General features: G+C 57.2%; 12 protein-coding genes and 1 tRNA gene. 3 read left to right on the forward strand and 10 right to left on the reverse strand.

Annotated elements, in window-relative coordinates:
- Window positions 1-326: 326 nt before the first annotated feature.
- Window positions 327-2507, forward strand: coding sequence for a bifunctional 23S rRNA (guanine(2069)-N(7))-methyltransferase RlmK/23S rRNA (guanine(2445)-N(2))-methyltransferase RlmL (rlmKL, locus tag BUE09_RS15240; RefSeq protein ID WP_073301983.1), 2181 nt, complete (start codon window positions 327-329; stop codon window positions 2505-2507).
- A 44-nt stretch (window positions 2508-2551) separates the two neighbouring features.
- On the opposite strand, the gene dacB is transcribed toward rlmKL, so the two are convergent.
- Window positions 2552-4060 (reverse strand): D-alanyl-D-alanine carboxypeptidase/D-alanyl-D-alanine endopeptidase, encoded by a 1509-nt coding sequence (gene dacB, locus BUE09_RS15245; protein ID WP_231975532.1) that lies wholly within the window; start codon window positions 4058-4060, stop codon window positions 2552-2554.
- A gap of 234 nt (window positions 4061-4294) precedes the next feature.
- On the opposite strand from dacB, the gene BUE09_RS15250 reads away from it, so the two are divergent.
- Window positions 4295-4639, forward strand: a complete 345-nt coding sequence (locus BUE09_RS15250) for a YggL 50S ribosome-binding family protein (RefSeq protein ID WP_073301986.1) — start codon at window positions 4295-4297, stop codon at window positions 4637-4639.
- Here BUE09_RS15250 and BUE09_RS15255 read toward each other — a convergent pair.
- From BUE09_RS15255 to BUE09_RS15280, 6 genes are all read right to left on the reverse strand, one after another.
- Window positions 4629-5723 (reverse strand): FUSC family protein, encoded by a 1095-nt coding sequence (locus BUE09_RS15255; protein WP_073302047.1) that lies wholly within the window; start codon window positions 5721-5723, stop codon window positions 4629-4631. The two genes, BUE09_RS15250 and BUE09_RS15255, sit on opposite strands and share 11 nt — an antisense overlap.
- A gap of 5 nt (window positions 5724-5728) precedes the next feature.
- Window positions 5729-7060 (reverse strand): deoxyguanosinetriphosphate triphosphohydrolase, encoded by a 1332-nt coding sequence (locus BUE09_RS15260; RefSeq protein WP_073301988.1) that lies wholly within the window; start codon window positions 7058-7060, stop codon window positions 5729-5731.
- A gap of 183 nt (window positions 7061-7243) precedes the next feature.
- A complete protein-coding gene (locus BUE09_RS20670; RefSeq protein ID WP_073301991.1) occupies window positions 7244-7546 on the reverse strand; it encodes a hypothetical protein in 303 nt (100 codons plus the stop codon).
- A complete protein-coding gene (locus tag BUE09_RS15270; RefSeq protein ID WP_073301993.1) occupies window positions 7543-7923 on the reverse strand; it encodes a phage holin family protein in 381 nt (126 codons plus the stop codon). Before BUE09_RS15270 ends, BUE09_RS20670 begins: the two co-directional genes overlap by 4 nt.
- Window positions 7924-7943: 20 nt before the next feature.
- Window positions 7944-8348, reverse strand: a complete 405-nt coding sequence (locus BUE09_RS15275; RefSeq protein ID WP_073302050.1) for an ElaB/YgaM/YqjD family protein — start codon at window positions 8346-8348, stop codon at window positions 7944-7946.
- Between the two features lie 221 nt (window positions 8349-8569).
- Window positions 8570-9826 carry an OprD family porin gene (locus BUE09_RS15280; protein ID WP_073301995.1) on the reverse strand — a complete coding sequence of 419 codons (1257 nt, stop codon included), beginning with the start codon at window positions 9824-9826 and terminating at the stop codon, window positions 8570-8572.
- A 408-nt stretch (window positions 9827-10234) separates the two neighbouring features.
- Between BUE09_RS15280 and BUE09_RS15285 the strand changes: the two genes are divergently transcribed.
- Window positions 10235-10477, forward strand: a complete 243-nt coding sequence (locus tag BUE09_RS15285; protein ID WP_019342713.1) for a glutaredoxin family protein — start codon at window positions 10235-10237, stop codon at window positions 10475-10477.
- A 187-nt stretch (window positions 10478-10664) separates the two neighbouring features.
- Here BUE09_RS15285 and BUE09_RS15290 read toward each other — a convergent pair.
- The 3 genes from BUE09_RS15290 to mobA all read right to left on the reverse strand — a co-directional run bounded on the left by BUE09_RS15290 (window position 10665) and on the right by mobA (window position 11713).
- Window positions 10665-10741, reverse strand: a tRNA-Pro gene (locus BUE09_RS15290).
- A gap of 102 nt (window positions 10742-10843) precedes the next feature.
- Entirely contained in the window at window positions 10844-11065 is a 222-nt protein-coding gene (locus BUE09_RS15295; protein WP_073301998.1) for a YgdI/YgdR family lipoprotein, read from the reverse strand.
- 45 nt (window positions 11066-11110) lie between these two features.
- Complete coding sequence (gene mobA, locus BUE09_RS15300; RefSeq protein ID WP_073302000.1) at window positions 11111-11713, reverse strand: molybdenum cofactor guanylyltransferase MobA; 603 nt, start codon at window positions 11711-11713, stop codon at window positions 11111-11113.
- Window positions 11714-12065 lie beyond the last annotated feature (352 nt).

Raw genomic sequence — 12065 nt, forward strand, 5'->3', positions numbered from 1 at the left:
GGTGTTTCCGTTGTCCTCATGGCGAGGTCGGCAGATAGACTGCCAGCGAAGCCCGCTGCCGGCGTGGCGGGTTCTTCCAGCATCGTTGCGATGCTGGACTAAGTCGAGTTCTAACCTAATGACTGCCAAGCGGGAATGATCGTTTTGTAATAAGTAGGTCATTAAACCGTGGTGCCGCCCATAAGGCAGGCAGGGAGCGCTCCTCGCGCTGCTGATGGGATACCGCAGCGTCTGCTTCACGACGAAAGACAGTCGGAACCGCGCGATATATCGAAACGAGATCTGGAAGGGTGCCCAACCGGATCGAACAATTGACTGGACATGCTATGACTGATTGCCACGAACTTATCCTTACTTGCCCGAAAGGGCTCGAAGGCCTGCTGCTCGAAGAAGCCAAAGAGCTCGGGCTCGAGGAGGCGCGTGAACAAACCGCGGCGATTCGCGGCTTTGGCAACATGGAGGTCGCCTACCGCTTGTGTCTATGGTCTCGGCTGGCCAACCGAGTGTTGTTGGTCATCGAGCGCTTCGCTACGGTGAATGCCGAAACGCTGTACGAAGGCGTGCACCAGGTCGGCTGGGCGGAGCATCTCGCGGCGACAGGTAGCCTGGCGGTCGAGTTCAGCGGTCATGGCTCGGGGATTGACAACACCCACTTCGGAGCTCTTAAGGTCAAGGATGCCATTGTTGATCGGCTCCGCACGGCGACCGGCGAGCGACCCAGTGTCGACAAGTTGAACCCGGACCTGCGCATCCATCTGCGCTTGGATCGCGGGCAGGCAGTGCTATCCCTGGACCTGTCCGGACACAGCCTGCACCAGCGTGGTTACCGGCTCCAGCAGGGCGCGGCACCGCTCAAGGAGAACCTTGCGGCTGCCGTGCTGATCCGTGCGGGTTGGCCTCGCATCGCCGCTGCGGGCGGCGCTCTGACCGACCCGATGTGTGGCGTCGGAACCTTCCTTGTGGAAGGCGCGATGATGGCAGCGGATATCGCGCCCAATCTTCGCCGCGAGCGTTGGGGATTCAGTGCCTGGCTCGGACATGTGCCGGCGCTGTGGAATCGCCTTCATGCCGAAGCCCAGGCGCGCGCCGAGGCAGGCATGACCCGACCGCCACTGTGGATTCGTGGCTACGAGGCGGATCCGCGTCTGATCCAGCCGGCTAAGAACAATATCGAGCGCGCCGGTCTGGCGGGTTGGATCAGGGTTTATCAGGGTGATGTGGCGACGTTCGAACCTCGACCTGACCAGCATCAGAAAGGCCTGGTCATCTGTAACCCGCCCTATGGCGAGCGCCTGGGCGATGAGGCAAGTCTGGTCTATTTGTATCAAAACCTCGGAGAGCGACTGCGTCAGGCCTGTCTCGGTTGGGAAGCCGCGGTGCTGACATCTGCACCGGACCTGGGTAAGCGAATGGGCATCCGTAGCCACAAGCAATACGCTTTCTGGAACGGTGCACTGCCTTGCAAGCTCTTGTTGATCAAGGTCGAGCTGGATCAGTTTGTCACCGGTCAGCGAGCGGCCACCGCTGAAAGCAAGAGCGAAGAGAAGCCCGTAGCTGAACTGGCGCGCCTCAGTGAGGGCGGCCAGATGTTCGCCAATCGGCTGCAGAAAAATCTGAAGACGCTGGGCAAATGGGCGCGTAAGCAAGGCATTCAGTGTTATCGCCTATACGATGCAGACATGCCCGAATATGCCTTGGCCATCGATCTGTACGGCGACTGGGTGCATGTGCAGGAGTACGCGCCGCCACGCTCTATCGATCCGGAGAAAGCCCAGGCACGACTCTATGACGCCCTAGGCGCTATCCCGCAAGCTTTGGGTATTCCCCAGGACCGGGTGGTGGTCAAGCGTCGTGAGCGCCAGAGCGGAACGCGGCAGTACGAGCGCCAAGCCACTCAAGGCACTTTTGTTGAGGTCACAGAGGGCGACGTCAAGCTGTTGGTGAATCTCACCGATTACCTCGATACCGGGCTGTTTCTCGACCACCGGCCGATGCGCCAGCGCATTGCGCGCGAAGCGGCAGGCAAGCGCTTCTTGAACCTGTATTGCTACACCGCAACCGCGACGGTTCATGCGGCCAAGGGTGGCGCTCGCAGCACGACGAGTGTCGACCTGTCAAAAACCTACCTGGATTGGGCGCGGCGCAATCTAGCGCTCAACGGCTTGTCGGATCGACAGCGATTGGAGCAGGCAGATGTCATGGCGTGGTTGGAAGAGGACCGCGGCGAATACGATCTGATTTTCATCGACCCGCCGACGTTCTCCAACTCGAAGCGCATGGAAGGGGTGTTCGATGTCCAGCGCGACCATGTCACCTTGCTCGACCTGGCGATGGCGAGACTGGCCGCAGGCGGCACGCTGTACTTCTCCAATAACTTTCGTAAATTCGTGCTCGACCCGGGCGTGGCCGAGCGCTACACGGTGGAGGAGATTACCGGCGCCACTCTGGACGAGGATTTCCGCCGCAACAGCAAGATCCATCGCGCCTGGAAGCTCCAGGCGCGCTGATCGATTCGGGGACGGTGCGGCGTTGCCGGCACTGACTGACTGGACTAGCGTTGCGCGGTATTTTTATCGACGGAACGGTTGTACAGACTGACCAGCACCTGATCCAGCACCGAGGAGGCGCCCCACGGGCGAGGATGGTTGAGTATCGCGACAACGGCCCAGGTATTGCCGTCGTTGTCGCGGCTGTAACCTGCGATTGCTCGCACTGTGTTCAGCGTCCCGGTCTTGACGTGCGCCTTGCCGGCAACCCCTGTATTTCGCAGACGCTTGCGCATGGTGCCGTCCACCGCTGCCAGTGGCATCGATGAGATGAACTCCGCAGCGTATGGGCTTTTCCAGGCGGCTTGCAGCAGGTTGGCCAGCTCCCGTGCGCTGACGCGTTCGGCCCGCGACAGGCCGGAGCCGTTCTCAATGACCAAGTGCGGCGAAATCAACCCCTTCTTCCCCAGCCACTGACGGATCACACGCTGCGCCGCCATCGAATCGTCAGCATCCGCTTCGTTACGAAATTCAGCACCCAGGCTCAGGAATAACTGTTTTGCCATGGTGTTATTGCTGTACTTGTTGATGTCGCGAATGATCTCGACCAGATCTGGCGAATAGGCTCGCGCAATCATCTTGGCGTCCTTGGCCACCGGCGCCACTCGATCATTGCCGATAATCGTGCCGCCAAGCTCCTTCCAGATCGCCCGGACGGCACCGGCAGCGTAGCGCTGATGGTCGAGCATCGACAGGTAAGTCTGTCCGCTGCACCCAGCCGGGAGCTTGCCCGTGACCACGACGGTCACCCCATTACCGTTTTTGATCGGGTTGTAGCGGATGTCTGGCCATCCGGGGCATTTGGCTTTGGGCAACGCCTGGATACGATTGTCGATCTGAACCGTGGCGATTGGCGGCTCGACCACGACCTTCACATTTCCGCCATCGTTGCGGGCGATGAAGCGAAGTGCCTTGAGATTGACCAATAACGCATCCGGTCCGACCAGGAAGGGCTTGTTCTTGTCGTTGCCGTCGTCGTCGAATACTGGCAACGTCGGTTGCACGAAATGGCTGCGGTCGAGGACCAGATCACCCGTAACGGTCTCGACACCGTTGGCGCGCAGGTCCCGCAGCAACAACCAGAGCTTCTCCATGTTGAGCTTCGGATCGCCGCCGCCCTTGAGGTAAAGGTTGCCGTTCAGTGTGCCGTTCGCAATCGGTCCGTCAGCATAGAATTCCGTTTTCCACTGGTGGTTAGGACCCAGCAGTTCTAATGCGGCGTACGTCGTGACCAGCTTCATGGTCGAGGCCGGGTTAACCGATACGTCCGCATTGACGAATGTTGGTGATCCGGTGCCGTTGAGCGGCAACATCACCACAGAAAGAGCGCTGGTCTCTATCTTGTTTGTCTTGAGTGCCTGTACCACACGGGGTGGCAAGGACTGATTGGCCGTTTCGGCTAAGGCAGGAATCACCAGGGGCAGCGCCAGCGCAGCAGCGACGACACGTGACAGAAACCTGCGGGTCGCGCGGCTCCTAAGCGCTGGGGAAGAAAGGCACGGGATCAATGACATAGCGGTTCCCTACAGCGTTCAGGGAAGAATGGCGGGCTATTATGCCCACGTCCGAGAAGTGACGTGCTTCCCGTCCGACAAGCGTAGACGCCTGATTCCCCTCCCTGCAAACAAAGATAAGCAAGCTGGCACTGTTTCGGAGAGTTGGCCCAACAGGCCGGCCCTACAATCGCACAAGCCTCCCGTTGCTGTTAGAGTGCGCGCCGTCATCATCGATATATAAGGACCGAATCAATGGCTACCAATCGCTCGCGTCGTTTGCGCAAAAAACTGTGTGTCGACGAATTCCAGGAATTGGGTTTCGAGGTCAGTCTGACCTACCGTGACGGCCTGGAGGCCAAGGCAGTCGATGCGTTTCTTGAAGCCTTTCTGAACGAAGCCATCGAAATCAATGGCCTGGGCTATATCGGCGGCGAAGATTATGGTTTCGTCTGCCTTGCCAGTCGCGGCTCGGTCAACGAAGAGCAGCGCGGTAAGGTCGAGGCTTGGCTCAAGGGTCGCAATGAACTGTCCGAATTCAACGTGAGCCCGCTGATGGACGTTTGGTACCCGGAAAACGAGATCAACGCTAAGGCATGATCGAGTCATCCCTGCCCTGATCGGTTGCGGCTGTTTGCCTGGATCTGCGCAATGCTATCCGGGTGATCAGCCGACGCAGTAAGTACATGAATAAGGTAACGACCAGCGCTACGCCGACACCGATGGCGGCATTGATTAGGCGCAACTGTGGCAAACCCCAGTCTTGCGCCAGCGTTTCGGCCAGCAGAACAAAGCTCAGGGTCGTCTGCAGGACAAATAATCCATAGTGATTCGCCTGGAATGCCCGGCTGAGCATGACCAGCGGCAACATGATCATGACCATCATTGGCGGGTCCGCCAGGCTGTGGCCCATGTAGATCAGCACGGCTGCCGCGCAGAAAATCCCGATGCTGGCCTGTAGGGCGCGCATGACGCTGCGCTGAAGGTCCATCTGCAATGAGGTGAACACCGCAAGTGTCAGCCAGTAGCCTCGTGGCAGATCTGCCAGGGTTACGATCAGACCGCCAATCGCAGCTGCGAGGATGTAGGTGATCGCGTGCAGACGCCATTGGCGAATCGGTGTTCGCTGAGCGCGACGACGCAGGACTTTCAACAAGCTCAACAGTCGTGGCATGTAAGGCCACATGCGCAGGCCATGTATGCCTCGGAGACCGAACGCCAGAAGCGTGACCCAAAGTCCGCCCAAGGCGAACAGCGCGGCAATTGCCTGAGGATTGTTGAAGTCGCCGATGCCATGCTGACCCTGGCCCAGGCACAAGCAGATCGCCAGGCCTATGCCAAGCTTACCGGCCTCGCTGCCATATCGTTGCAGCCACGCAAGCAACACGCCGTAAAAGGCAAACAGCCCAAGGCTGATAAGCGGGTGGGTGGCTGACCAGAAGCCCAGCCCGGCGCTACCGGCGCCGAGCCCAATCAAAAGCAGCATTCGCAGCATGCCGAGGCGGTGGAGCGGGTTCGCCTTTGCCGCCTGGAATGCACCAACCGTCGCCCATAGAAAGCCGGGATGCCCGCTAAACAGTCCCAGCAGCAAGGGCAGGGCGCAACCCAGACCGGCGACTGCGGCAGCACCCCAGGCGGGGCGCCCAGGCTGCCAGCCGACATACTTCCATAGCGATCTCTTCATCAGGCTCACGTCGGGCTCGAGCGTCCGGTCATTTCGCCGGCCATCTCGGTCGCGTAGCTGTCCGTCATGCCTGCGATGAAATCGATCACTCGAACAAATGCCTGATACAGGGACCAGTCAGGGTCTGGTGCGTTGTTTCCGAGCAGATCCAGGATGCGGCGATTCTTGAACGACAGCGTACGACCTCCGTGTTGCTCCAGCGCTGCACCACAGAAGGCGTTAAGCAGTAGTTCAAGCGTGGTGTAGGCGCCAATCTCATGCAGCGTCTTACGTTTGTCCTGGAAAATCTTTTCCCGGGCCATCGCCTTGGCCTGCAGGACGCATTGTTTGGCTGGGCCATGCATGTGCTCGACTAAATCGCCGGCCAGGTTACCTGTCAGTAGGGCTTGCTGTTGTTCGACGAACGCTTCTGCAGCAGCACCAGTGAGATGTTCGATGGCCTTGCCTCTGAGGATGGCCAGCTTGCGCCGACGTGAGCCTTCGGGGCCCAGCTGCCGGTAGGTCTCAGGCACGTCATCGCCTACCAGATTCAAAAGTAGGGCTTCAACCTCGGCATACTCCAGAAGGTCCATTTCAAGGCCATCTTCGAGATCGATAAGCCCATAGCAAATATCGTCTGCAGCCTCCATCAGATAGACCAGGGGGTGTCGCGCCCAGCGCTGCTCGTCCAGCTTTGGAAGGCCGAGCTTAGCGGCTATCTGCTCCAATAACGGCAGCTCGCTCTGGTAGCAACCGAACTTGTGCTTCTTGTAGCCAAGCGCCTCTGCATGACGCGATGTCCAGGGGTACTTGAGGTAGGTTCCCAGCGTTGCGTAGGTCAGGCGTGTGCCGCCGTCGAACTGGTGGTACTCGAGCTGGGTGAGTACCCGGAAGCCTTGGGCGTTGCCCTCGAAATTGAGAAAATCAGCGCGTTCGGCATTGCTCATGTCATCCAGCCAACCACGTGCGGCAGCCTGTTGAAACCAATGGCGGATGGCATCCTCTCCGGAGTGGCCGAACGGTGGATTGCCGATATCATGAGCCAAACAGGCGGACTGGATCACCATGCCGAGGTCTGCTGGGCTGCACCACTCTGGCATGTCATCGCGAAGCACTTCACCCACGCGCATGCCGAGCGAGCGGCCGACGCAGCTGACCTCCAGCGAATGGGTAAGGCGTGTGTGAATATGGTCGTTGCTTGATACCGGATGCACTTGGGTTTTGCGCCCAAGCCGGCGGAACGCACCGGAAAAGATGATCCTGTCATGGTCCTTGTGGAACGGACTCCGACCAAGCTCTTCATTGCTACGTACAGATTTTCCGAGCCGCTCACGATTGAGCAGCGTGTGCCAGTCCAAAGAGCAACCTCCTTGATGTCGCCAGTGCGAGCGCTTGCCCGGCGCTGCAGATCGCTAGGCAGACAACTACCTAGTGACCAATCTGCATTGAGCTGTCAGCCTACAGGAGTTGCTGATCGCAAGACCATTCGCATTTTATGAAGGGGTGTATTAGCTGCGTTGCGCGCTGAGCACGTTTCGCTGCTAATGCCGCAATCGGCGGATGAGGGGGTACAGCATCACGCCTACTCTGGCTAGCTTGCCAATCTTGCCCAACCGGCGGCCAAACAGGGTTAACCCCAGGGTCGCGGCAATCATCAGTGGGCCTCTCCCGTTATGATGCTCCGAGCCTGAATCACGACTCACGACCATTCCCTTGATTCGCTGAAAGGGGTGAGCTAACGGCTGTGAGTGATATAGAACTTGTTGGCGATGCATTTCCATGCGCAAGCGAACAAGGTCCTTGCGCACGGCTAAATCATTGGAGCTACTGAGTGGAAGACTCATGGCAATAAACGCTCCCTATTACGGGCCAATTCTTCGACCGTCGCCTGGAAAGGCGAGATGCTTTCTTTCGCGATACCTATGGCGCGGCTGATGCAAACGGCCAGCAAAACCGCATAGATAGCGCAAAGAACCAGAATTGCAGCGATAGGGTTGCTGTCCCAGAAGGCGATGACAATAGCCGCTGAAAGCCCAACGAGAATCAGCAACCCGAGGATCAAGCTGATACTGGCTAGAAGAAACAGCTTGAATACTCGGGCTCGCTCTTCCTGGATTTCAATTCCGATGAGCTCCAGATGCCCTTGGACGAGGCCAGCCAGCGCGCTGCCCATTTTCTTGATAGACGGTGTAGGGGCGTCGTCAGCGTGTCTGGTTTCCATTGGGTCCGTTCCCCATATCACTAGCGGCGTGTAATCAGGCCGAACAGAAAGCCAACTCCCGCCGCGATCCCGATCGATTGCCATGGGTGAGTGTGAACATACTCTTCGGTGCACTGGATGGCCGCCTGGCTCTGTTCGCGTAAGCTGCCTTCCTGATCTTTTAGCATCTGTCGGGCACGGCTCAGGTTGGCGTTAATCTTGCCGCGGAGCTCTTCGGTCTGAGTGCCCGCTGTATCCTGAGTGTGTTTCAACAGGCGCTCGGTGTCGCCGATGAGGGTGTGGAATTCTTCAATGAGCGCATTCTGAGCCGCCTGCAGGTTGCGGCGATGGGCTGACTTATTGATTAGAGACGAGGTGTCGGTTCCAGCGGCTCCATCAGGGATGGGCGTGTTGTCGCTGGTGCCAAAAGTTGATTCGGTAGACATCTGCAGTTCCTCTTGAGTCTCGCAGGAACGATAGGTCCCGGCGTCTAGGGTTTCGAGCATGCAGGCGGTACAAGGTTCCCGTTTCGGTTGAAAGGTGGTGAAGCACTTATGTTGTCCGAGGTCTGAGGTCGGATTAACAGCATGACCAGGCCTCGGAAAAAGAAAAACCCGCCGAAGCGGGTTTTCTCATCTACCGCATCATTTACATGCGGTAGCCGCTCTTACATCAGCGGGATGGTGTAGCTGACGATAAGGCGGTTCTGGTCGATATCTTTGGCGGAGTTGCTGCGGTAGGTACCGTTACGCCACTTCACGCCGAGGTTCTTCAGAGTGCCTTCTTGGAATACGTAACCGATATCGGTGTTGCGTTCCCATTCTTTTCCGTTATTGCCGGTGTTATCGCCGAAGTCGAAATTATCGCCGGTCACGTATCGGGTCATGAAGGTTAGGCCCGGAATGCCCATTGCTGCGAAGTTATAGTCGTAACGCGCTTGCCAGGATTTCTCATCCGCGTTGGCGTAATCTGCGCTAATCATGACGTAGTTGACCAGGTAGGGGTCAGTGCCGCCTAGATAGGCAAAACCGGTATCGCCGCTCATTTTCTGATAGCCGAGACCGAAGCTATGGCCGCTTACAGAGTAAGTAACCATTGCGCCAAACGCTTTGTTATCAACAATCGACGAACCATCATCTGTCGAGCGAGCATAGCGCAGATCGGTCTTCAAAGACTGTTTTTCGCCGAGAGGCTGGACATGAGTAAGATTGAAAGAGTGCTGCTTGTAGACTTCTTCCAGGTTGCTGTAGTAGTAGTTGCCTGTCAGGTTGTCTAGTAGTTTGTAGCTGGCGCCGGCGAAGATGAAGTTGTCAATGTCTTCGCTGACCGAGCCGCCTCGTACAGTGGCGGTCAAGTCATCGTAGTGCGAATCGTTGCGCTCGTTGACTTCGGTCAGATAACCGAGATCAAGGGTTAGCCCGTCAATTTCATTGGATACGAGCTGGCCGCCCTTAAATGTCTGCGGCAACAAGCGTGAATCGCTTCGCGAAACAGCCATGTTTTTTGGTTCAAGCGTGCCAACCTTCAGCAGGGACTTTGAGACTTTCGCTTTGGCGGTCAGTCCGAGCTCCGAGTACGTATCTGGAATTGTGCCGTCATTATCTTTAGCCAGTACGCTAGTGCCGGTGCGACCACGACCTGAATCCAGTTCAACGCCCAACAGGCCCAGCGCGTCTACGCCAAAACCAACGGTGCCTTCAGTAAAGCCGGACTCGGCTCTCAAAATGAAGCCCTGACCCCATTCCTCAGATTTTGACTGACTGGTGGAGGGAACGGAGCGGTTATCGCCGTTGAAATAGAAGTTACGCAGCTCCAAGTTGACTTTGCTGTCGTCAACAAAAGCAGCTTGAGCCATGGTTGGAACAGCCAGTGTTGCTCCCAGAGTGGCAAGGGCCACGCCCCGGGCGATTGGGGTCTTGAGCATTTCTTATTTCTCCTCGTTGGATGATGCTCTGAAGTCGCTCTTTGGCGCTGTGTAATAAAGCACTACCTTTAGTATTTGAGCCTTTAGACCTTAGTCTTTAAGGCTTAAGCGTGAGGCCTTGGTTAGCTGTTCAGATAGTTGTGTCAGACCCAACCTAATGTGGGTCTGAAGCTCGCTACCGATACGTGCCATAAGCCTCCAGCCCTGCGGCTCTGCGGTCGCTTGGGCTGCAGCATCCTAGCCGTTTGCCAGCGTCGCGTCGATTATCAAAATCAAACCCTCGTTTGAGTGGGCTCAAGGTCACAGTTTTTATTAGAAATAGTCCGAAAGAACGAGTGTTAAGGGCAGTCAGCTGCACCGTGACCAGCCTGCTAGAATTGGCCTGCCACTTTGATTGAGTCCCTGATTATGCATCTGCCGGAATGCCAACTATTCGGAACGCTGGGTTGCCACCTATGTGAGCAAGCCGAGGCTGTAGTACTGCCGCTCGTAGAGAATGGTTTGCTTGTAGAGCTGCTGGATATAGCGGAGCGCCCGGATTGGTTTGACGACTATGGCCTTCGTATACCGGTGCTCCGACGTGTCGATACGGGCGCGGAGCTGGACTGGCCGTTCGAGATAGAGCAAGTCGTCTGGTTCCTGCGGCGCTAAAGTCCGACAGCATCGGCGATGCGCAGGCATCAGCTCGAGTGAGCGTTGATCGCTTGAAGATTGCTGTATGTCAGGCGATAGGGTGACGGATCCTGTAGTCCAAGACTAAATCTGCAATGTTTTAAAAGCACAAAAAAACCGGCTCATGGGCCGGTTTTTTCAGGCTAGTTAAGCCTGAGCGGGATAATGGTCGGAGCGACTGGATTCGAACCAGCGACCTTCTCGTCCCGAACGAGACGCGCTACCAAGCTGCGCTACGCTCCGAAGCTGGCGCGCATTTTACAGAAAAAGTTTTGTTTCACAAGCGTTTAGCTAACCCTTTTTGCAGCGTCGAATATGATGCTGGCGTGATAAAGAGACGATGAGCTACAGCTCTTGAACGGTACGAACCTGATCCTTATTTACTCTGCCGGGTTTCCCGTCAATCCCCTCAAACTCATAGAACCCCGCCTCGTCGTCATATTCGGGCTGGTTCAGTGTTTGAATTTCGCGACCGTCATTTAGGGTGATGACGCTGGGGCTCGAGCAGCCAGCAAGGAGGGTCATCCCGATCAGAATGGCCAGAGCGGGCCCGGTAGTTGTACGCATGATGTTTCTCCTCTGTGGTTGCGTCTGTGACGGTGCTCGGCGCAGCTAAGTTCCGCCTGGAGGCATATGTTGCGAAAGCAGCTCCGGTGAGTTCAGATTGGCCAGGCGCGAGTCGTCTATATGAAGATCAAGTGCACGTGCTTGTAACGTCAGCAATATCTTCAGATTGCTTCGTTCGCCCTTTTGCCAGGCGCTCTCAATAGCGGGGGCGAGGCTAACCGGTATGACGCAGAATAATGGCTCCCATTGGGCACCTCGTCGGACCATCAACGGCGTGTCAGGCTCCTGTTGCGCCGTTGCGTACAGCTGCGTGAGAAGTGCTTCGTCTACCAGGGGCGCGTCGCAGGGCAGCACCATGAGCCATGGGTGGTAAGCCGCTGCGAGACCAGCACGTATGCCTGCAAGCGGCCCTTGGAAATCCGGGGCGTCGTCACCAACCAGCCGGTCGGCAAAGGCGGCGTAACGCGGTTGGTTGCGATTGCACGATATAAGGAGGTCATCGGTAAGGGGGCGGGCGATGCGATGCGGCCATGCCACAAGGGGCCGGCCGTGCCACTCGACAAGTCCCTTGTCCCGTCCGCCCATACGTTGTCCGCGCCCGCCGGCCAATAGCAGGATCGAACAATTCGCCATCCAGTGTTGAGTCATCGAATACTCCGTTAATCGTCTGTAAACACCCGGTCGCTGTATTTAGCAACTTCAAGCCCGGCCGAATCACTTTTCCTACCAGTTGGTCGTCGTTTTGTTGTGTATCGAATACCGGAGTGGATCGGGCTGGTAGCGCTTCATTCTGGTTCCCCTTCGCCAGCGTTGCCAGGACGGAACGGGAGTGGATACGACTGCAGCTATTTCTGATCAGGCGATTTCGTACCTGGAAATTGCAGCGTCGAATCGCCGGTGGTTAGGGATGGTCTGAAGTAGTCAGGTATTTCTGGCTGACTCCAGCCCTTGCCGATTTCAAAACGGTGATTCGGCTAAAAAACGATCAAATCATCCCCTC

Origin of the sequence: Stutzerimonas xanthomarina DSM 18231, assembly GCF_900129835.1 — a bacterium.
Classification (GTDB): Bacteria; Pseudomonadota; Gammaproteobacteria; order Pseudomonadales; family Pseudomonadaceae; genus Stutzerimonas; species Stutzerimonas xanthomarina.